Source organism: uncultured Porphyromonas sp., from assembly GCF_902489635.1.
GTDB lineage: Bacteria > Bacteroidota > Bacteroidia > Bacteroidales > Porphyromonadaceae > Porphyromonas.
The window spans coordinates 1-21,979 of sequence record NZ_CABUAN010000037.1 but is presented as its reverse complement, the minus strand read 5'-3'; the positions used below and the strand labels follow the sequence as shown (position 1 = coordinate 21,979).

General features: G+C 54.8%; 17 protein-coding genes. 8 read left to right on the top strand and 9 right to left on the bottom strand.

From position 1 onward, the window contains the following. Positions 1 to 296 precede the first annotated feature (296 nt). The 9 genes from rpmH to RDM37_RS07120 form a co-directional block, all read right to left on the bottom strand. Positions 297 to 443 carry a 50S ribosomal protein L34 gene (gene rpmH, locus RDM37_RS07160; protein WP_007364380.1) on the bottom strand — a complete coding sequence of 49 codons (147 nt, stop codon included), beginning with the start codon at positions 441 to 443 and terminating at the stop codon, positions 297 to 299. 281 nt (positions 444 to 724) lie between these two features. After that, a complete protein-coding gene (locus RDM37_RS07155; RefSeq protein WP_308556267.1) occupies positions 725 to 1,774 on the bottom strand; it encodes an Ig-like domain-containing protein in 1,050 nt (349 codons plus the stop codon). 206 nt (positions 1,775 to 1,980) lie between these two features. Continuing rightward, a complete protein-coding gene (locus tag RDM37_RS07150) occupies positions 1,981 to 2,778 on the bottom strand; it encodes a thymidylate synthase (protein WP_308556266.1) in 798 nt (265 codons plus the stop codon). Positions 2,779 to 3,036: 258 nt separating this feature from the next. Further along, positions 3,037 to 4,770, bottom strand: a complete 1,734-nt coding sequence (locus RDM37_RS07145) for an Acyl-CoA dehydrogenase C-terminal domain-containing protein (protein WP_308556264.1) — start codon at positions 4,768 to 4,770, stop codon at positions 3,037 to 3,039. Between the two features lie 21 nt (positions 4,771 to 4,791). Continuing rightward, a complete protein-coding gene (locus RDM37_RS07140; RefSeq protein WP_308556262.1) occupies positions 4,792 to 5,805 on the bottom strand; it encodes an electron transfer flavoprotein subunit alpha/FixB family protein in 1,014 nt (337 codons plus the stop codon). A 40-nt stretch (positions 5,806 to 5,845) separates the two neighbouring features. Then, a complete protein-coding gene (locus tag RDM37_RS07135; protein WP_308556260.1) occupies positions 5,846 to 6,730 on the bottom strand; it encodes an electron transfer flavoprotein subunit beta/FixA family protein in 885 nt (294 codons plus the stop codon). 20 nt (positions 6,731 to 6,750) lie between these two features. Further along, positions 6,751 to 7,431 carry a tRNA (adenosine(37)-N6)-threonylcarbamoyltransferase complex dimerization subunit type 1 TsaB gene (gene tsaB, locus RDM37_RS07130; protein WP_308556258.1) on the bottom strand — a complete coding sequence of 227 codons (681 nt, stop codon included), beginning with the start codon at positions 7,429 to 7,431 and terminating at the stop codon, positions 6,751 to 6,753. 5 nt (positions 7,432 to 7,436) lie between these two features. After that, the gene (gene pdxH, locus RDM37_RS07125) at positions 7,437 to 8,084 is read right to left on the bottom strand and encodes a pyridoxamine 5'-phosphate oxidase (RefSeq protein WP_308556256.1); all 648 of its coding nucleotides are present in this window, start codon (positions 8,082 to 8,084) and stop codon (positions 7,437 to 7,439) included. A 403-nt stretch (positions 8,085 to 8,487) separates the two neighbouring features. Further along, complete coding sequence (locus tag RDM37_RS07120) at positions 8,488 to 8,631, bottom strand: hypothetical protein (protein ID WP_308556254.1); 144 nt, start codon at positions 8,629 to 8,631, stop codon at positions 8,488 to 8,490. Positions 8,632 to 9,436: 805 nt separating this feature from the next. Between RDM37_RS07120 and rseP the strand changes: the two genes are divergently transcribed. The 8 genes from rseP (at position 9,437) to RDM37_RS07080 (ending at position 21,540) form a co-directional block, all read left to right on the top strand. After that, entirely contained in the window at positions 9,437 to 10,753 is a 1,317-nt protein-coding gene (gene rseP, locus RDM37_RS07115; protein WP_308556252.1) for an RIP metalloprotease RseP, read from the top strand. Continuing rightward, a complete protein-coding gene (locus tag RDM37_RS07110) occupies positions 10,731 to 13,307 on the top strand; it encodes a Smr/MutS family protein (RefSeq protein WP_308556250.1) in 2,577 nt (858 codons plus the stop codon). The genes rseP and RDM37_RS07110 overlap by 23 nt, the downstream gene beginning before the upstream one ends. Then, a complete protein-coding gene (locus RDM37_RS07105; RefSeq protein ID WP_308556248.1) occupies positions 13,249 to 15,252 on the top strand; it encodes a transporter in 2,004 nt (667 codons plus the stop codon). Before RDM37_RS07110 ends, RDM37_RS07105 begins: the two co-directional genes overlap by 59 nt. Positions 15,253 to 15,431: 179 nt before the next feature. After that, complete coding sequence (gene nusB / locus RDM37_RS07100; protein WP_308556246.1) at positions 15,432 to 16,475, top strand: transcription antitermination factor NusB; 1,044 nt, start codon at positions 15,432 to 15,434, stop codon at positions 16,473 to 16,475. A gap of 29 nt (positions 16,476 to 16,504) precedes the next feature. Beyond that, positions 16,505 to 18,556, top strand: a complete 2,052-nt coding sequence (locus RDM37_RS07095; protein ID WP_308556244.1) for an LptF/LptG family permease — start codon at positions 16,505 to 16,507, stop codon at positions 18,554 to 18,556. Positions 18,557 to 18,586: 30 nt separating this feature from the next. Next, on the top strand, positions 18,587 to 19,807 hold the full coding sequence (locus tag RDM37_RS07090; RefSeq protein ID WP_297113453.1) for a bifunctional 3,4-dihydroxy-2-butanone-4-phosphate synthase/GTP cyclohydrolase II: 1,221 nt from the start codon (positions 18,587 to 18,589) through the stop codon (positions 19,805 to 19,807). A gap of 29 nt (positions 19,808 to 19,836) precedes the next feature. Next, the gene (locus RDM37_RS07085; RefSeq protein WP_308556242.1) at positions 19,837 to 20,637 is read left to right on the top strand and encodes a hypothetical protein; all 801 of its coding nucleotides are present in this window, start codon (positions 19,837 to 19,839) and stop codon (positions 20,635 to 20,637) included. A gap of 102 nt (positions 20,638 to 20,739) precedes the next feature. Beyond that, positions 20,740 to 21,540 carry a hypothetical protein gene (locus RDM37_RS07080; RefSeq protein WP_308556240.1) on the top strand — a complete coding sequence of 267 codons (801 nt, stop codon included), beginning with the start codon at positions 20,740 to 20,742 and terminating at the stop codon, positions 21,538 to 21,540. Positions 21,541 to 21,979 lie beyond the last annotated feature (439 nt).

Here is a 21,979-nt window from a genome sequence, read left to right as displayed (position 1 = left end):
TCCCCGTTAAAACCACGATGCTGTAAGCTTTGACACAACGGACGCACGAGCCGTGCGTCCCTACAAATCGTTACACGTCATGGCGTCCATTTCAGTCGTTACACGTCACGCCGTTCGACAACGGACGCACAGACCGTGCGTCCCTACAGGGCGACGTCTTGCCGCTCTCTCGCCAAAAAAAACAAGCTCACACCTAGAGTAGCGTGTACTCTAGGTGTGAGCCTATACAAACGCTAGATAGCCGTGGCTATCTAGAGCATGTAACCTATGGGTTAGAGAAGTGGTGCGACGGGGTACTAGTACTCGTCAGATACGGATAGCTTAGCGCGACCCTTGGCGCGACGCATAGCTAGTACCTTGCGACCTGATGCAGTCGCCATGCGAGCTCTAAATCCGTGCTTGTTCTTTCTCTTACGGTTCGATGGTTGGAATGTACGCTTCATATCGGTATGTCTCTGATGCTTATGATTACTATGGTGAAGGACCTACGCTCTATGAGTGAAGGCTTCGGTTGGCAAAGGTACAAAAAATATATTTACCAGCCACCAACCTGCTGAGAATTTCAATCACTGCACATTCCACCCGTTAATGCAATTCCTCAAAAAAAAAGAGTTCTCCGCCCTCTATGCTGTAGCATTAGAGGACGGAGGACTCTTTATGATCGTATCAGCCGATCTGTCTTGTCATCCCTTACGAGATGAGACAGCTGTGCTGATAGTTTTCTTTAGCGTGCTTGAAACTTCATGAGGTCAGAGCTAATATACTGCGTCTTTAGCTCAGAGGCACTACGCATGCTGCTAGGCTTTTTCTCGGGCTCTTGCTGCTCGATTTGTAGGAAGAGACCATACTTGCCACTGTCCGCGTCCTTACTTCCCATGATAACAGCTAGCAGAGAGCCTCCCTCCAAACCTGTCTTATACATTCCAAGACCTACGTTTGTAGGCTTTTTATTCTTGTCAACGAACTGTATGAGATGACCAGATTCTGTGAAGCCATAAGCCATTAGAATGGTTTGACAGAGCTTCAAGCTTTCCTTTTGCTTTTCTGAAGCCTTCTCACTTTCAACAACGGGATCCTCGTCAAATAGAAGGTCTGGATATGGAAGGAAGAAGCAAGCCATCCAAGGACCACCTACTTCCGCTCCATGGGCATAAACAACCTGACCAATGATACGTGGATCTTTTGGCTTTGCATTGTCACCTTCACCTTCCCAAATACCCCGGCAAGTGTAAATAGAGCTGTTTAGATTCTCTTGCTTCCCAGTGTACTTGAAGAACTCCCATCCTTCAGCTTCGTTTGCAGTCTTTACAATAGGCTCCTGCTCTTTCATCTTGGTGAAGATAGGAGCATAGAAAGGAGCAATTAGCTCTCTGAGCTTATCAAATCCATCTGGCAATACCTTGCCAAGTAGACGGCTCTCATCAATGGCACTAGCCTCGATAACCTCGATATTAGCAGTCTTGACAGCGTCGCCAGCCTTGACGGTAACGACGGTCTTGCCGACCTTAACACCCGTTACGACACCCTTGTCGCTAACGGTAGCGATGTCTGCATTAGCGGTCTCGAAGGTGTACTTCGTGTCAGCTGGCTGAACGGTTACAGTGAGCTGAGCGGTCTTGCCGACCATTACCTTGACATCCTTGGGCTCAACTTTGAGCTTGGTCTCAGTCTTGGGCTTTGGCTTGTTGCCACCCGTGTTGTCCTTCTTGCAGGACGAGAAGCACAGCGTGAGTGCTGTGAGCGCTGTAAGCGCTAGAAAGATTTTCTTTGTCATAGTTATTGTGTTGGTTATTAGTGAGTGTCTATTTATAGAGTGAATAGGTCCACCGACCCACTGCTTCTCGATGCAAAGATAACAATTTCCTCTGAATTAACAAGCGATGAAGAATGGGTGATCAGAGCAATCGGAGTGATCGGAGTGATCGGAGCAGAGGAGTAACGCTACTCGTCCGTGCGGTTTCATCCTAGGAGTGGGGGAGACTAGACGGAGACGGGGGCAGGGATGTGCGGGTAGGGGTTGTAGTCGGAGAGGGTGAAGTCGTCGTAGACGAAGTCGAAGAGCGACTGCCCGCGGTCTCGTAGGGTCATCGTGGGGAGCGGGCGTGGCGTGCGGGTGAGCTGCAGACGCGCCTGCTCGAGATGGTTCTTATAGAGATGCGCATCGCCGAGGGTGTGGATGAAGCGTCCGGGACGTAGCCCCGTGACTTGCGCTGTCATCATGAGGAGGAGAGCGTAGGAGGCGATGTTGAAGGGGACCCCAAGGAAGATGTCGGCACTGCGCTGGTAGAGCTGCAGGTCGAGCTTGTCCCCCACGACGTAGTACTGCATGAGGCAGTGACAGGGGGAGAGGTGCATGAGGGGTAGGTCGGCAACATTCCACGCAGAGACGACGATGCGTCGGCTGTCGGGCTGATGCTGTATGAGGTCGAGGGCTTGCTGCATCTGATCGATGGTCTGCCCCGTGTGTGGGTCGAACCAATGTCTCCACTGCGCCCCGTAGATGGGGCCTAGGTCGCCCGCTTCGTCGGCCCACTCATCCCAGATAGAGACTTTGTTGTCGTGCAGGTACTGGAGGTTGGTATCGCCCTTGAGGAACCATAGTAGCTCGTGAATGATGCTGCGCAGGTGTAGCTTCTTGGTGGTGAGCAAGGGGAATCCGTCGGCCAGGTCAAAGGTCATCTGATGTCCGAAGACACCGACGGTGCCAGTGCCCGTGCGGTCTGTGCGTTCGTTGCCCTCGGTGAGGACACGCTCTATCAGGTCAAGGTATTGCTGCATGGTGGAGTGGGGACATTAGAGATTAGAGGTTAGAGATTAGAGTGGACGAGTAACGATGTGTAGGGACGCACGGCCGTGCGTCCGTTGTATCAAAGGTTACAGAGTCGTGGTTTTGACGGGGACGGACGCACGAGCCGTGCGTCCCTACAGGGCGACGTATCAATGTACTGCGTCAAGATCGTTCGACGACGGACGCACGAGTCGTGCGTCCCTACAAATCGTTACACGTTTCGTGCGTCCGTCCATCTTTACAGCCCGCTACGCCTCAGCAGCGGGTGTAGAGGTCTGCACAGCGTAGTGCTGGAGCTGTTTGGGATCGAAGCGACGTATCTGTCCCTCGCACTTGTCCATCTCTCCACTGGCGTACTGTATATATACGTGTGTGGAGTGCTCGTAGAGGTCGGGACGATCCTGCGCTGCGATGAGTAGCAGGTGTGCAAAGATGCAGTGCCCACACATCTCGACGAGACGACGAGCGTGGTAGTCGAGGAGGGTCTGATCCTTAGCCTCGGTGACCAGCTCGGTGCAAGCCTTGGCACGCTCTATCCAGGTGGCTAGTAGCTCCTTCGTCTCCTGCCACTCGGGCGAGACAGCTACCTGCTGGTACTCCTCGAGGCGTGCGAAGTATGTGCCAGTGGTGACGTGGCGGATAGCCGCTACGACCTGTAGCTGCGTGGTACCCTCGTAGATGTTGGTGATACGCACGTCGCGATAGAGTCGCTCGCAGGTGTAGTCCTTCATATAGCCTGAGCCACCATAGATCTGGATGCAGTCGTAGACATTTTGGTTAGCTAGCTCGGTGCTCATGCCTTTGCCAATGGGCGTATAAGCGTCAGCCAAACGGCTGTAGTACTTCTGCTCCTTGCGCTCCTCGGGAGTCAGCTTGCGCTCACGCGCTATGTCGTCGTAAGCCTTGTACATATCCACGAAGCGACTCGTCTCGTAGAGATGCGCACGGGTCGCATCAGCCTTAGCACGGATCAGGGCTAGCATCTCATAGACCGCGGGAAACTTGTCGATGGCGTGCCCATACTGATGACGGTCGGCAGCGTAAGCCTTAGCCTCACGATAGGCAGCCTCAGAGATGCCGACAGCTTGCGCCATGATACCTAGACGAGCACCATTCATCAGAGACATGACGTAGCGAATGAGTCCTAGACGACGCTCACCACAGAGCTCGGCCGGAGCATCCTTAAAGACGAGCTCGCAGGTGGGGACACCCTTGATACCCATCTTGTTCTCAATGCGGCGGACGGTCACGCCCCCCTTCTTAGCATCATAGATAAACATGGAGAGACCACGTGCATCCTTGGTTCCCTCCTCACTACGTGCCAGTACGAGGTGGATATTGGAGTCGCCATTGGTGATAAAGCGCTTGACGCCGTTGAGGTACCACTGCTGGTCAGCCTCGTTGTAAGTAGCCTTGAGCATGACCGCCTGCAGGTCACTACCGGCATCCGGCTCGGTCAAGTCCATAGACATCGTCTCTCCAGCGCAGACACGGGGTAGGAAACGCTCACGCTGATCCTCAGAGCCAAACTCGTAAAGCGTCTCGGCGCAGTCTTGTAGTCCCCAGAGGTTCTCAAAGCCCGCGTCAGCACGTGAGACCATGTCGGCAGCCATAATATAAGGAGTGATGGGCATGTTGAGACCTCCGTAGCGACGGGGAAGCGCCATACCCATAAGACCGGTCTGTCGTACCGTGTCTAGGTTTTGCGCTGTGAGCGGATCGTAAGAGACGCGTCCCTCGTGGAGTGTCGGACCCGTCAGGTCCACCTCGGCCGCATTGGGCGCTATCACCTCGCCACACACCTCACCGACTATCTCTAGTACACGCTGGTAACTATCCAGCGCGTCGGCATAGTCTGAGGGGGCATAGTCATACTGGTCAGCATCGGCATAGTCACGCTCCTTAAGCCGAGCAATGCGCTCCATGAGCGGATGCTGGAGGTGGTACTGTATATGTGGATTGTCTGTATAGAAATTAGCCATGATTCTGTCGTCTAGGGGGATTTACTTAGAGTTTTGCTTATAGTACTTGATGAGCTTGGGGATAACCTCCTCGATACGTCCCGTGATGACGTAGTCGGCGATCGTGTTGATCGGCGCGTCGGGGTCCGTATTGATAGAGATGATCATCGAGCTCTCCTGCATACCAGCCACATGCTGTATCTGTCCGCTGATACCGCAGGCGATGTATAGCTTAGGACGCACGGTCACACCGGTCTGTCCTATCTGTCGCTCATGCTCGGTAAAGCCCGCATCGACAGCTGCACGGGTGGCGCCTACCTCTCCGCCTAGGAGCTCGGCCAGCTCGTGAAGCAGCTCAAAGTTCTCAGCACTACCGACACCATAGCCGCCCGATACGATGATGGGGGCTCCGCCAAGGTTGATTTTGCTCTTGGCAACGTGGCGGTCGATGATCTCGATGACAAAGTCCTCATCACGGACGAAGTCAGCCACCGAATGGTTGATCACCTCGCCCTTGTGGTCTGCTTTGTAGATCTCCTTCTTCATCACGCCTGGGCGTACCGTCGCCATCTGTGGACGATGCTCGGGGTTGACAATGGTTGCCACGATGTTACCCCCGAAAGCTGGGCGGATCTGGTAAAGGAGATTCTTGAACTCCTTGCCCTTTTCGGTATAGTCGCCGATCTCCAGAGAGGTACAGTCTGCGGTGAGTCCGCTGCCTAGTGACGAGGAGACACGAGGCCCCAGGTCACGTCCTATGGTTGTCGCACCGAGGAGGCAGATCTGCGGCTTCTCCTGCTGGAATAGCTTGATGACGATGCTCGCGTGTGGTAGCGTCTGGTAATGCTCCAGACGAGGGTCTACGAAGAGGTGTAGCTTGTCTACGCCGTAGGGCATGACCGTGTCGGCGATCCCCTCAGCGCGGTCGGTGATAGCTATCGCCTCTAGTGCCACGCCCAACTGGTTGGCCAGTGAGCGCCCCTTGGTGAGTAGCTCTAGGCTGACGTCGTGTACGCTCCCATCTTCGATCTCTAGGTATACGAATAGATTGTTCATAGTCTGTCTTATTATATGGGTGTGCAAAAGCGGCACTCTTTCAGCCGATGGTGTGGTTTGCTAATAGGGTTTGTATCAAAGTCTCTAGATCGGCATCGCTGCTGGAGAGGTGCATCACCTCCTTAGCCTTAAAGACGACGCTCTCGATACTCTTGACCTTCGTCGGAGAGCCCGAGAGACCGCACTGAGCGATGTCTGCGCCGGTGCTCTCAGCCGTCAAAATGTCGATAGTCAGCTCCTCGGGATTGCTCTCGAGACGCTTGCGCCAGGTCTCGGGCAGTGCGTCTAGCTCTAGAGACGAGGCGGCGTACTTGTACTTCTGTACACGCTTAGCATTGCGCAGGCGACAGGGTGCTGCGCTGCCCGTGACTGTCAGCAGGAGAGGCTTGTGCGCACGTACTGTCTCCACGCCATGCTCTAGACGGCGGGTGATGGTGAGCTGGTCGCCCTCGATCTTATCTATCTGCTCGCAGTAGGTGACCACGTTGATGCCGAGCTTCTCGCCCACCTGCGGACCCACCTGAGCGGTGTCGCCGTCGATAGCCTGACGGCCACCGAGGATGAGGTCGGGCAGTCCACCCTTGCAGATATGACGTATAGCGCAGGCCAAAGCGTAGCTCGTGGCGAGCGTATCAGCCCCAGCGAAAGCTCTATCGGTCAGCAGGTAACCGTGGTCAGCGCCACGGTAGAGTGCCTCGCGGATGATCTCAGCAGCACGGGGAGGTCCCATGGTGAGTACGGAGACACGGCAGTCGGGGTTTTGCTCCTTGATGCGGAGAGCCTGCTCGAGAGCGTTTAGATCCTCGGGGTTAAAGATAGCGTCGAGGGCGGCACGGTTCACAGTGCCGTCAGCCTTCATAGCATCTTTGCCGACATTACGTGTGTCGGGGACTTGCTTGGCAAGTACGATGATATCTTTGATCATATTTAGGTCGTAGTTGTGGTTTATGCTTGTTTAGATAGTTTGAGTCGCTCGAGGACTTTGTTTTGTCCCACGACTGCCTTGTAAGGCTTGACATAGTTGGGCTCCCAGTAGGCGGTGTCGACATATTGCTCCTTCAGCCAGTAGCTGCGCGCCACGGTGGCGAGCGTCTCGGCCGTTGGCGGAGTGACAGCGGTACCCTCTACGGGTAGCGCGCCGACGTAGACGATACGGCTCTCGGCGGGTGCGTGCCACTCAGATGAGATGGTGACAAAAGTCGCTTTGTCGCGGGGAGTTCCCTCGGCGTCGAAAGTTTGCTGGTAAGCGTTTCCATGCCCCGCATCAAGTAGTGCAATGGTTTCCCCCGCGAAGCGCGGCAAGCCCGTCAGTAGGAGTTGCAGGGTGGAGACGGCAATGAGCGGGATGCTCCGCCCGAAGGCTAGTCCCTTAGCCAGTGCAGCACCTATGCGCAGCCCCGTGTAGGAGCCAGGTCCATCGGTCGTCGCTATGGCTGCTATCTGGTAGCCATGCTCTTGACACCAGGAGATAGCCTCCTGAGTGTAGCGTCCGATGAGCACCGCATTAGATATCTCGGTCTCTTGGTATACCTTATTATATAGTATCTGCTCGCTGTCGGTCACAGCGACGCTACACCCCTGTAGGGCGGTATCGATAGCTAGGAGTACAGGTTTCGTTGCGTTCATAAGCACTAAGGTGCCAGACGATTGATAAGCCACGAATTATCCTCCTGACGCTCATAGAGGAAGCGGTCGTGCAGACGACTAGGCCGGCCCTGCCAAAACTCTATGCGACTAGGCAGCACGGCAAAGCCTCCCCAGTTGTCGGGGCGAGGCACAGTCTGCAGGGCAAACTTAGCGGCCTCCATGGCAAAGTGCGTATAGATGTAGTTGCGGTCCGGTATCGGGTGGCTCTGAGGCGATATGCGAGCACCGACACGGCTCTTGTAGGGGCGTGTGGCGAAGTACTGATCACTGAGCTCCGGCTCTAGGTGCCGCACCGTGCCCTCGACATGTATCTGTCGCTCCAGCTCGTGCCAGAGGAAGGTGAGGCTGACGTGTGGGTTAGCAGCCATCTGCTGGCCCTTACGGCTCTCGTAGTTGCTGTAGAAGATAAACTCCTCGCCGAGCAACTCCTTGAGCAGTACGGTCCGCGAACTAGGGTGTCCATCGGGCGTGCTGGTGCAGACCAGCACTGCCGTAGGCTCTAGGACCTTGGGATCGTCCACTGCCTCCTGTAGCCATAGTCTGACTAGTTCAAAGGGATCGTCCGTTAGATCCTTACGACTGAGGCTCCTGCGCCCGTAGTCACGTCGTATGTCTTCGTAATGTAGATCCATAACTGGTATACTATAGGATAGGTGTTGCGAAGCTCTTGACGAGTCCGCTCACCACTCATTCGCTTACAAAGATACAGAAATTCGCTCTTAACGCCTCCGATCTCGTGAGCATATTTTAGTTTCCTAGGTATGAAACTCTAGTTTCCTAGGGAGAAACTCTAGTGTCATAGGTATGAAACTCTAGGATCTGTCTTAAAAGCAGCTGATCCTACGTGGGGCATATTGAACGCCCACGTGGATACTTACGATTTCCTACGTAGGAATTGAAAAGTTCCTCCCTTGGAACTAAAAAGTTCCTCCGTTGGAACTAAAGAGTTCCTGCCTTGGAACTAAAAAGTTCCAAAAGGGGAATTGTTTTTGGAACTCGTATGTACTATGGAATCAGAACGATACGAGTAGCCCTTTATAGGGACGCACGGCTCGTATCTAGCGAGAGGGCGTCTGTACCCGTCAAAGCGAGACGGGTAGCCGACCGCTTGCGGTCGGACGAATCATAGCCCCCAGTCGGAGGAGCAAAGCTCCGAACGACTGGGGGGCGAGGAGCCATACGAAACAAGCGACCTCCCCTGTGTGGGAGGTCGGACTATGACTGTAAGCTTCGTCTAGTCCGACCCACAAGGGGTCGACCTCCTAGCACGTTCGCCTATCCGTGGGTCGTTCGGGGCTTTGCCCCTCCGACCCACGGCTATGATTCGTCGGACCTCTGCGAGGTCCTTCTGTGTGCGTCTGTCTATTATGCTGCTGGTATTACAGCATTTGATGGCTGGATTTGTCGTGTTGATGTGATTCGTGTAGGGGCGGACCTACGTGTCCGCCCGCAGAATAGACTGCGCTCAGGTGAGGACGGGCGGACACACAGGTCCGCCCCTACGGTGGAAGCATCCACCCCTCCGAGCGGTTCACCCGAAGAGAAGTCGACCGAGCTTGCGAAACGAGAAAAAACTTCGCTTTTTGCTTGCATATGAACTTAGAAAGCAAAGGCGCAGTTTCGCTGGTTCGGGGACGGACGCTCAGACCGAGCGTCCCTACATGGCGCAGTGACGGAGTGCTACTCGTCTCGGTGTACTACAACGGACGCTCAGACCGAGCGTCCATACAAAGGGCTACACGTATTATTGCTACTCGTCTCGGTGTACTACAACGGACGCCCTCCCGCTAGATCTAAAGGTTCCCGCCAACAGCTAACAGCCAACAGCCAATATAGCTAACAGCCAAAAGCCAACAGCCAAGAGCCAAGAGCCAACAGCCAACAGCTAACAGCCGTTACCTAAAGGTTAGCCTCCAATATTATTGTACCTTTGTGGCTAGCTATAATTACGACAAACTAGATGGGTATAGATACGGTAGCACTCATGAGTACTCTGATGCGGATCGGGCAGTTGCTCTTGGCACTGAGTCTCTTGGTCTTTATACATGAGCTGGGGCACTTCCTCTTCGCGCGACTCTTTGGCGTGCGGGTGGATAAGTTTTACCTCTTCTTTGATGTCAAGGGTAAGGCACTCTGGCGTTATCGTCCTAAGGGTAGCGAGACGGAGTATGGTATCGGCTGGCTACCCCTCGGGGGCTACTGCAAGATCCACGGCATGATCGACGAGAGCCTCGACACGAAGCAGATCAAGGAGCCGATGCGTGGCAACGAATTTCGCAGTAAGCCGGCTTGGCAACGCTTTTTCATTCTGATCGGTGGCGTGCTCTTTAACTTTGTCCTAGCCCTCCTCATCTATGCGGGCATATCGTACCACTGGGGCGACGTGGAGATGTCTTCACGGTCGGTCACGGCGGGTATGGTCTTTAGTCCAGCGGCTCAGGAGGTGGGCTTCCACGATGGAGACATTATATGGTCTATCGATGGCCAGGAGCGGGATGTGCTACGTACCGACTTCATGCGTGCGGTGATCGAGGCGAAGGTGGTGACCGTGCAGCGCGATGGTCAGCTGATCGATATAACGATCCCGGACGATATGATGCAGCGTATCTTGCGGGGCAATGAGGGGCTGATGACGATGCAGGTACCCTTTATCGCAGATAGTATCGTGCCAGGCAGTGCGGCTGCCAAGGCGGGGGTGCTGCGTGGCGACAAACTGCTCGCGCTGGACAGCATTCCGATGCCTCATCTGCCGAGTGGGCGTCGCTACTTCTACACCCATGCGGGCGAGTGGATTAGCTCTGAGTGGCTTCGTGGCGCTGATACGGTGCAGCTAGCGATACGTCCCGACACAACGGGCGTGATCGGGGTGATGCTCCGTCCGCTGCAGAGTATTTACGAGGTGCAGCAGGTGCACTACTCGCTGCCGCAGAGCTTTGTCGTGGGGTGGCACAAGGGTATCGGCACCCTCTCGGGCTATGCGCAGGATATGAAGTATGTCTTCACCCCTGAGGGGGCCTCTTCATTAGGGGGCTTGGTCTCGATGGGTAAGCTTTTCCCCGCACAGTGGGACTGGTTTACCTTCTGGCAAATATGCGCTCTCCTCTCGATCATCTTTGCCTTTATGAATATCATCCCCATACCAGGTCTGGACGGAGGGCACCTACTCTTCGTCATCTGGGAGATGATCACCGGGCGCAAGGTAAAGGACGAAGTGCTGATACGAGCGCAGATGGTGGGGATGCTGCTCCTGATAGCATTGGTGATCTATGCCAATGGCAATGACCTCTTTAAGCTCTTCTGACACGATGCCTAGCGACATAACCTATCCCTCGGACTATCTAGACAAAGTAGGCTACTACGACCTACTGGATCTGATCGCCTCGGAGTGTCACAGCTCTATGGGGCGGGAGATGGTGGGTGCGCTGACCGCCTCGACGAGTCCGGACGCTATCCGTCACCGTCTGGAGCGTGTGCGGGAGATGAGACACTTGCTGAGCGTCACGATGGAGCTACCCACACGACGTGTCGCTGACCTGCGGGCTACGCTCGGCACGCTACGTGCTGAGGGTAGCTACCTGACAGAGGAGGAGCTGGCGCAAGTGGCTCAGGCGATCGTGAGCTATGAGGCGTGGTCGAGGCTCCTGACGAAAGTGCAGGACAATGGGACGGGCGACGTCTCACCGCTCTATCCCAGTCTGTCTCGCCTTGTGGTGGGTAGTGAAGGGCTGCAAGAGATCGCGCAAACGATCTTGCGCAAGCTTGATCCGCATGGACGACTGGTGGACAACGCTTCGCCACGGCTTGCCGAGCTACGCCTCGCCCTACAGCGTGAGGAACGTGCCATAGCGAAGCTGATGCGAGGACTGCTCACGGCAGCTCAGGCGGCTGGCTATGTCGAGGAGGATGCGCAGGCGACGATGCGCTCGGGGCGTCCCGTACTGCCGGTGACCGCTATGCACAAGCGTCAGATACCAGGTATCGTGCACGATGAGAGTGCCACGGGCAAGACATTATATATAGAGCCCCTCGAGGTGGTCGAGGCAAACAACCGCATCCGTGAACTGGAGAGCGAGGAGCATCGTGAGGTGATCGAGATCTTGCGTCAGCTTACGGCACCTATTCGGGAGCGTCGTGAGACGTTGTCCCAGCTTTACCTCTCCATGGGGCGCATCGATGCGGTTTGTGCGATAGCTCGCTTTGCCGATGAGATGCACTGCGCCATCCCTGAGGTGCGCAACAAGCCAACCATTCAGTGGTACCAGGCGGTCAACCCGATACTCCAGCATACCCTTAGCCAAGAGGGCAAGAGCGTCGTGCCACAAGACATCTTACTACGCTATCCCAACGAACGTATCCTCGTCATCTCGGGGCCTAATGCTGGCGGTAAGTCGGTCTGTCTCAAGACGGTCGGACTCCTCCAGTATATGCTGCAGAGTGGCATCCCGATCCCCGTACACCCTGACTCGGTGGCGGGTGTCTTCAAGCATCTAGCGATAGAGATCGGCGACAACCAGTCTATGGAGGACGATCTGAGTACTTATTCTTCGCATTTGAAGCACATGCGGGCCATGTCGGCCGCTTGTGGAGCTAACAGTTTGCTCCTGATCGATGAGTTTGGAGCTGGCACGGAGCCGGAGCTAGGTGGAGCCATAGCAGAGGGGCTTTTGGCACTCTTTAATGAGCAGCGGGCGTGGGGCGTCATCACGACGCACTACCGCAACCTCAAGGAGTATGCGACCACGCACAAGGGCATCGTCAACGGTGCCATGCTCTATGATCAGAAGGAGATGAAGCCGCTCTACGAGCTATCCATCGGTCAGCCGGGTAGCTCCTTTGCCCTTGAGATAGCACGTCAGCAAGGGCTGCCACGCAAGGTGCTGGAGTACGCCACCGAGCTGGTTGGCCAGGAGGTGATCCAGAGCGAGCGTTACGTGCAGGACATCGTTCGCGACAAGCAGTACTGGCAGCGCAAGCGCACCGAGATAGAGCATCGGGAGCAGAAACTCGAGCGTCTCCTTGCAGACTACGAGGCGCGTCTGTCGAAGCTCAAGGAGCAGCGTCAGGACCTCCTAACGCAGGCACAGCAAGAGGCGGCCGATCTACTGGACCAGAGCCGTGCTCAGATCGAGCGCACGATCCGTGAGATCAAGGAGAGCCAAGCGGAGCGGCAGCAGACGAAGGAGGCTCGCCAAGCACTCAGTGCTTACAGCGAGCAGCTGGCGCAGGCTGAGACGGTAGAGCAGTCGGGCAGTGTGGAGCGTGAGCTGGAGCGGCTCAAGCGTCGCAAAGAGCGTAAGGAGCGCAAGCGCAAGCAGGGTGGCACTCCAGAGCGTGATACGCAAAGTTCATCGCCTGTCAAGCTCTCTGTGCCAAAGCCTCCCAAGGAGGGGGATGAGGTGCGGGTCACGACGATGAATGTGGTGGGCGTCCTCTCTGAGCTCTCGGCCAATAGTGCCACGGTGGTGGTCAATGGTCGTATACGTATCTCTTGCAAGCCTAATGAGATCGTACGGCTCGGCAGTGAGCGTAAGGAGGAGCAGGCGCAGGCCACGGCGCAACCTACTCGCACAACCAATGTGGTGGAGCATCTGCATGAGCGTCGGCTAGACTTCTCCGACCGACTCGACGTGCGGGGTATGCGTGCCGCAGAGGCGATCCAAGCGGTACAATATTTCCTCGACGATGCGATCAGTCTAGGCTTCAACCGTGTGGAGATACTGCACGGCACGGGGACGGGTGCACTACGGGTCTCTATCCGCGAACTGCTCGACCATTACCCCGGGGTGAGTCACTATCATGATGAAGATGTGCGGTTTGGCGGTGCAGGCATTACAATCGTTCATCTGCAGGGGTAGGGGACTTCTCTATTTAGCTCTCTTGCTCCTCCTGCCGCTACAGGGGTGGGCGCAGAGCGACTCGCTCGTGACGGGCGAGCTGCCCCTCGAGTGGCTCGTGGAGCGCTTGCCGAGTGACGAACTTGCCGAACTAGAGGAGGACGACTTGCTCGAGCTATTTCCACAAGAGCCAAAGACAAAGGAGCTACTCGACCTGAACCGGGCCACCCAGCAGGAGCTGCAGGAGCGCTTCCCTTTTCTCAGCAGTTACCAGATCTATCAGCTCAGACGCTACCGTGATGAGCGCGGAGGCGAGCTGCAGTCTGTTTATGACCTCAAGTGGGTCACGGGGTGGAATCGTGAGACGATAGCTCGTGTGGCACCCTATGTGATGGTGCGCCCCTTCGCTGGGGAGCCTTACGCAAAGCCCGCTACACCAGTCACGGGTGAGGCTTACGTGGCGATGAGTTACCCCAAAGCTTCGGAAGCCGTCTCTGATGCGTGGTACGATCCGCTCAAGCTGCGCTCAGCTATATCGCTCAGACAGAAGGGACAGTGGCAGGTGGCAGCTCAGTATCAGAGGTACCCACAGGAATTGGCGAAAGATGGCACCTGGCGTTACTTCGCTATGTATGAGCCTCGCCTGGCTTACCTCGACAAGGTGGTACTTGGACACTTTAAGGTGGGGTGGGGTGCTGGTCTTCTCGCCGCTCGATCCGTCTGGGCAAGTGCTAGTGCGCTGCCACAGCTCGCTCGTCCTAAGTCGATGCTCTCGCCTTCGCTCAGTGCGCTGCGTGAGCGTGCCTTGCGGGGCCTTGCGAGTGAGGGGCATTGGGGTGCGTGGCGTTACTCCGCTTTTTACTCTTACAGTCGGCTCGATGGCTCGATCGATGAGCGACAAGGCTTGATCGAGGCTATCAGACCCAATATGCGCTACGACACGCCCGAGCGACGAGCCCAGCGTGCAGTTATCCCGATGCAGACGGTGGGGGCGCAGCTTGCTTACACGATGCCACGGGCTCTACTTTCGCTGCAGACGCTCTATGCCGACTGGATGGGGTATGACTTAGCTTTTATGCCTGGCTACAAAGCTCTGGAGAGCGACACCCCGCTGCAGTCGCATTGGCTTACATCGCTTGCCTACCAGTGGCAGAGTCCGTCGCGTCGCTTGGAGCTGCAGGGCGAGCTAGCTACTGAGCGGCTAGAGCATCTGGGCTTCATACAGCACCTGCGCTACCACACTCCTCGGCAACGAGACCTCGGCGTGACACTATATTATATGTCTCCCCACTTTGCCTCCTATTATGGTCGCAGCGAAAGCCACTACGCCCGCCTGGGCAACGATATGGGCTTACGTCTCTACGGCACCACGCGCCTGCTGAAGCACTCAACCCTGCGTGCTATGCTGGAGCTATACGAAAGCCTCGAGCCGCGCTACCGCAAGCTCGAGCGCAGTCGTGGACTCCTGACACGCCTCTACCTAACCACCCGCTACAACAGTCAACTCGAGCAACTCTGGTACGGGCAGCTGGGACGCTCCAATGAAGAGGCTCTACGCTGGCGACTCAGCAGTACGCTACGTTATAGCCTAGCGCCCCTCTCACTGCAGCTTGTCGGCACCATACAGCAGCGGCGCCTAGAGGGACAAGATGAAGCGCAGTGGGGTAGGTCGCTCACGGTTGTGGCGCGCTATCGTACGGGTGTGCGCCGTCCGCTGAGCATTGCGCTCTCGGGTCATTACTACCATGCTGATCACGTACGGGTCGCGAGCTACGCTTACCTACCCACCACGCGCTACGCCTTCGGACTATACAGCGCCACGGGTCAAGGCATTGCCACAGCACTGCTCCTGCAGTGGCAGCTAGCACCGCACTGGACCCTCTCAGGCTCCGTGCGCTACGATCGCAACCTAGACGATGGCCTGCCCCGCTGGCGCGCCGACAGCTACCTCGCCTACCGCTTCTAAGTTTCTGGGCGGGTTGGGGTGATCCTCTCCGAGACCTTTTTTGTACCTTTGTGGCGAATCTACGGTGGTCAGCAGGGTGGATGCCTTGATTTCGCCTCCGTGGACTACAGATTGGGAAGGGTAGTGCCCTCCTCGTGAACTATTTGCTCCTACTATATTTATCTATTTCATAGAGTGATATGATCAATCGGTCTATCGTACGCATCCGCGTCTTCCAGCAACTTTACCAGTCTATCTCTAGCGGTCGTCTAGATGTGGCACTTGCGGACCAGTCGCTCACGACCTCCCTACGTCACACTTACTACCTCTACTACTATCTGCTAGATCTGATACGTGCGCTCGCAGCCTATCAGAGGGAGCTACTAGAGATACGTGAGCGACGCTTCCTCAAGTCGTCGGATGAGGTGACTCCTCGTAGGCTCTCCGATATGACCCTCGTCAAGGAGATCGCGCGCTGTACGGAGATACAGAATCCGCTCGACGAGATGCAGAGGCGCTGGGAGCAGGACGAGCAGTTGCTCCGCACGCTCTACAGCATGGTCGAGGAAGACCCCTCGTACAGCGCTCTGCCTGAAGATGTCTCTACGCTCTCTATGCAGGAGCAGTGTAACTACTGGAGCAATATCCTCAAGCAACTCTTCCGTACGGCGGAGTTCAATGAGCATCTTGCGGCAAACTCCTTTTACTGGGCCGATGCGACCGCTATCTGCGAGCGTCTAGAGGTCGAGGAGATGCCTACTGTAGAGCAGGTGGAGGCGACGGTAGAGCGTCTCAAGGGGTCGGACGATTATCGTGTCATCCCCTTTACCAATCAGCCTGTGGTGACGATACAGGACTTTGCGCTGAAGACTTTGCGCCGTGGTGCTAAGGATGGCTTAGAGCTACCGGGCGACTTGCTCCCCATGTTTCACAGTGATCGGGATCGACTCTATGCACATCAGCTCCTCTCGGAGACGCTCTTGCATCGTGAGGAGTATGATGAGATGCTGACGCCACGACTAGATAACTGGGAGCAGGATCGTGTCGCACTGGTCGATATGATCTTGATGGAGATGGCTGTGGCGGAGGCTCTCAGCTGCCCGGACATAGCACTCGTCGTGACGATCAATGAGTATATCGAACTGGCCAAGGTGTATGACAACGCTAAGAGTGCCTCCTTTATCAATGCTGTGCTAGACAGGCTCTTTAATGACTTGAAGCGTGAGGGCAAGCTCATGAAGTAAAAAGCTTACTCCTACCCAATCCTACGATCATGCAAGTAAGAGGTATGCGTCTGCGGCCGAAGATCATGCACATCTTTATGGTGAGGTCCTTCTTGCCTCTCCTATTGATGACCCTGCTGATCTGCTGGTTTGTCGTCTTGATGCAGTTCCTCTGGCAGCATATTGACGACTTGGTCGGCAAGGGTATGGATGTGGGGGTGTTGCTGGAGGTAATCTTCTACGCAGGGCTCTACGTCTTGCCTACAGCTGTGCCGCTGGGCGTCTTGCTGGCATCGCTGATGACCTTCGGTAATCTCGGTGAGCGACTGGAGCTGCTGGCCATGAAGTCGGCAGGCGTGCCTCTGAGCAAGATCATGAAGCCACTGGTGATCCTCGTGACCTGTATCGCTCTGGGGCTCTTCGTCTATCTAGATAGGGGTGTGCAAAAGGCTAGTGTGCGAGTCTATCAGATACTCTTCTCGGCACGCTATGCGCGTCCGGAGCTAGAGCTACCGAAAGGGATCTTCTTCAACGGCATCGATGGCTACAGTATCTATGTAGGGGACAAAGATGCGGCGACGAGCAACCTATATAATGTAATGATCTATGACCTCTCCGAGCAGCGCACGCCTCGCATCATCCTAGCCGATACGGGCCGCTTGCTGATGGACGAGAGCAAGCTCTTCCTGATCATGTCGCTCAGGAGTGGTGAGAGCTTTGAGCAGCTCAGCAGTCAGACGACGCTGATCCCCGGCAGTCAAGCGTCCGATGAGCGGCCCGCCTCCTATATTAAGGAGCACTTTACGGAGAAGGTGATCTTCATCCCCTTTGATGCCAACTTTGAGATGATGGGCGATGACTACCTCAAGTCTCAGTTCGTCGGTAAGAACCTCCGAGAGCTTATTAACTACAGCGATAGCACCCGCATGGCGACAGACAGCGTGGGGCGTCAGGTGGGGAGCAACGTACTCTTTGAGATACATACCAAGCTCCCGCCGGTTGTCTCTACGGAGATGGGCTCGACAATGCCCGGTGCTAATCTACAGGCTGCTGCGTGGTTACAGCAAGATCAACTCTCGCATCGTCCCTTTGCGCCAGTCACGGCCCGTCGGTTGAGCCATGATGAGCTGCTAGGGGCTGAGACTAGTCACGCCTCGCCGCCACCCTATACGATAGATACGCTGATGGATAGAGCCTCCGATCAGGATAAGTTGATGGGCTACAAGCAGGCTCTAGAGTGGCTCGAGAGTCTCTCCTCGTCGGTGCAGATTGCCGACACTTACTATGACGATGCCGCCTCGGACTACCGCGTCAATGCGCAGGAGATGCACCGTAAGTTCACCTTCCCTGTGGCTTGTCTGCTCTTCTTCTTCGTGGGTGCTCCGCTGGGAGCTATCGTACGCAAGGGTGGCGTGGGTACGCCGATGGTTTTGGCGGTGCTTATCTTCATTATCTACTACGTCATCGACACCTTTGGTCTCAAGATGATCAATAGCGGGCAGATCCCCGTCTGGGCGGGTATGTGGCTGTCGAGTGCCGTGATCTTACCGCTGGGAGCCTTCCTCACCTACAAGGCTTCGCGAGACTCAGCTACGCTCAATGCCGATGCCTACGTGGTCCTCTTCCGTCGCATCTTCCACCCGAACTACTCAAGACAACTGGAGTACAAGGAAATTATCATGCAGCCCGCCACCTCTGAGGAGGTGCTACGTGAGATAGGGCAGCTACAAAGTCAGATGGACGCACTGCTCGGTATGACTTATGCCCAGAGTAGGGGGCTGAGGCTGGATCGCCTGCCCGACTTTGCCAAGGCCTACCAGCAGCTCTACGAGCAGCTAGAGGAGACTGTCGAGACGCTCCACAACTATCCCGACAAATATATCTTTGCACAACTCCTGAGCTTACCTATGCTGGGCAAGACCTTTGCAAATACCCTTTGGCAAAATAGGTTATGTGTCTGGATTTGCATACCTTTGTTACCGGTCTCCTTGCTCCTGATGCTATACCTAGGCATCGCCCTACGGCGCAACAAGAGACAGCTGCATCAGATGCCACCCATATTGAACCATATTGTCAAGCAGATCGATTCGCAGACAGCGTGATCTGCTCCTTATATATAGTATTCCTAGAATATGAACCAAGACTTCAAACTAAACTCCATCGAGGAGGCTATCGAAGATTTCAAAGCGGGCAAGTTTGTCATCGTTGTCGATGACGAGGATCGTGAGAACGAAGGCGACTTCATCACGGCCGCCGAACTGATAACACCCGAGAAGGTCAACTTTATGATGCGCTACGGGCGTGGTGTACTCTGTACGCCTATCTCCGAAGAGCGTGCAGCCCAGCTCGAACTCAATATGCAGGTGCATGAGAATACATCGCTACACGAGACCCCCTTTACCGTGACGGTCGACCTCATCGGTCACGGCTGTACGACGGGTGTCTCCATGTATGATCGTGCTATGACCATCAAAGCTTTAGCAGATCCTAATACCAAGCCGACAGACCTAGCTCGTCCTGGTCACGTTAACCCGCTGCGGGCGCGCAATCGTGGTGTGTTGCGTCGTGCGGGTCATACGGAGGCAGCAATTGACCTAGCGCGTCTCGCTGGTCTCCAGCCTGTAGGCGCACTCATCGAGATCATCAATGAGGATGGTACCATGGCGCGTCTCCCTCAGCTTGTCGAGATCGCTAAGCAGTGGGATATGAAGATCATCTCCATCGAGGATCTCATCGCTTATCGCCTCAAGACCGACTGCATCGTCGAGGAGGGTGTGAGAGCTAAGCTTCCGACCGAGTGGGGTATGTTTGACATCATACCATTTCGCCAGAAGAGCAATGGACTAGAGCATATTGCCCTCATCAAGGGTGACATCTCTACCACTAAGCCCACCCTCGTACGTATGCACAGCAGTTGCGCTACGGGAGACATCTTCGGCAGTCTGCGCTGCGAGTGCGGAGAGCAGCTCCACAAAGCTATGGAGATCATCGAGCAGGAGGGCACAGGTGTCGTCGTCTACCTCAACCAAGAGGGACGTGGCATCGGCTTGATGGACAAGATCAAGGCATACAAGCTTCAAGACGAGGGACTAGACACGGTCGATGCCAATCTGCACCTCGGGCATAAGGTGGATGAGCGTGACTATGGTGTCGGTGCTCAGATACTTCGTGCTATTGGTGTGACCGAGATGCGACTGATGACCAATAATCCAGTCAAGCGTGTCGGCCTCGAGGCTTACGGGCTGAAGGTCGTGGAGACTGTGCCTCTAGAGATCAAGCCCAATCAGTACAATGCCCACTACCTGCATACCAAGAAGGTGCGTATGGGACATGACCTGCACAACGTCAAGTAAACAACGTATAATCAAACCACAATAAAACTATGAAGAAACTCATTCTATCCACCCTGCTACTACTTGGTGTGATGACCTCTGTCTTCGCACAGGAGAAGTATGATATACGTCTGAACCTGGAGAAGGGGCAGACCTTCACTTATCAGGTGACAGCCAACAATCCTATGACCATCTCTATGATGGGTCAGCAGATGGATATTAAGCAAGCCCAGACCATCTCCTATACCTATAAGGTGCTTGACATCAAGGATGGCAACTACCTGATGGAGATCAACATCGATCGTATGCAAGTCTCCTCCAGCTCTATGGGGCAAGAGATGAATGTAGATACCGACTCAGAGGCTAAAGACGAAGTAACTAATCAGATGCGTAAGGTAGTCAATCAGAAGGTTACTCAGTGGGTGGACGCTAAGCTTAAGCCCATAGGAGAGCCTGAGGGCGAGAATGTAGATGACCAAGTCAAGAAAGGTGTCCTCTCCATGGCTATGGTTCCAGCATTCTTCCCCGCAGAGCCGATAGCACAGGGGGAGTCCTTCACGGTCAATAATCCACTTTTCACTGGCGAAGATGCTAGTACAAAGTACGAAGGTGTCGTCACGCTGGTAGCTGTATCTGATACAGACTATACATTCCGTGCTAATGGTAAGACGACCGCTTCTTTTGAGGGCTTGGTCATCGAGGGCAATGGCATAGACAATATCGTACTCGACCGCAAGACGGGTATGATCAAAAACACCTTCGGTACGATAGCTCTCAAGGGTAGTGGCAACGTACAGGGTACCCAGGCTGAGATCTCATCAAACACGATCACCTCGATCCGCCTACTCTAACGCTTCTGTATAATGCCCACTAGCCGTATACTAAGATGGTTTGTATAGGGCATACTGTGTACGCAACGTTAAACAGTCATAGACAATCCACACTCAAACGCGATGAAGAAGTTTATTCTATCCACCCTACTACTCCTAGGTGTGATGACCTCCGTCTTCGCACAGGAGAAGTATGATTTACGTCTGAACCTCGAGAAGGGGCAGACCTTTACCTATCAGATGACGCTCAACTATCCTATGACCATCTCTGTGATGGGTCAGCAGATGGAGATCAAGCAAGCCCAGACCATCAACTATACCAATAAGGTACTGGACGTCAAGGATGGCAACTACCTGATGGAGACCAATATCGATCGCATACAAGTCTCTACCAGCTCTATGGGACAAGAGATGAATCTGGACACAGACTCAGACGCTAAGGACGATGCAACCAGCCAGCTACGTAAGATGGTCAATCAGAAGATCACTCAGTGGATGGACGCTAAGCTTAAGCCTCTAGGTGAGCCTGAGGGAGAACTTGTGGATGACCTAGTCAAGAAGGGTATCCTCTCTATGTCGATGTTTCCTTCATTTTACCCCGCAGAGCCGATAGCACCGGGTGAGTCCTTCGCGGTCAATAGTCCTCTCTTCACAGGGGAGAATGCTGATACGCAGTATGAGGGTGTCGTCACACTGGTAGCTGTATCTGATACAGACTATACGCTTCGTGCCAATGGCAAGACGACGACAACTGTAGAGGGCTTGGTCTTAGAGGGCAATGGCATAAAGAACATCGTCCTAGATCGCAAGACGGGTATGGTAAAGAACATATTCGATACGATGGCTCTCAAGGGTAGTGGCAACGTGCAGGGGGTCCAAGCAGAGGTCGCCTCAAACGCGATCTCCTCGATCCGCCTACTCTAACGCTGCGCCACAAGCTACGGGCGTCAACGCCCCTCGTGTATATAATAAGGAAGGCATCTGCTCCTCGTCTGGGGCAGGTGCCTTCTCTTGTTACGCTGCAGGGCTGGCCCGTTACAAAAGAGACTGTTGCATAAAGGCGAATCGCTGTGTTGCTTTCGGGATTCGGCTTCGGTCACATACGGAGGTATGTGAGCTTCAGACCTCACCCTCAGCGCCTTGCGCTTCATCCTTTCTGCAAAGTCTAGATAATCTTGCAAGCAAGATTGTGAGACTGTTGACTTTTGCAACAGTCTCAATAATTTAGAACCGACTACATATCAAAACAGGGCTGTGTCGGGGAAAACTGATTTCCACGTGGATATTTCGAAATCTCCACGTGGATATTTTTTATTTCCCAGGTAGGGAATAAAAAATTCTTCGGAGGAATCAAATGAAACTT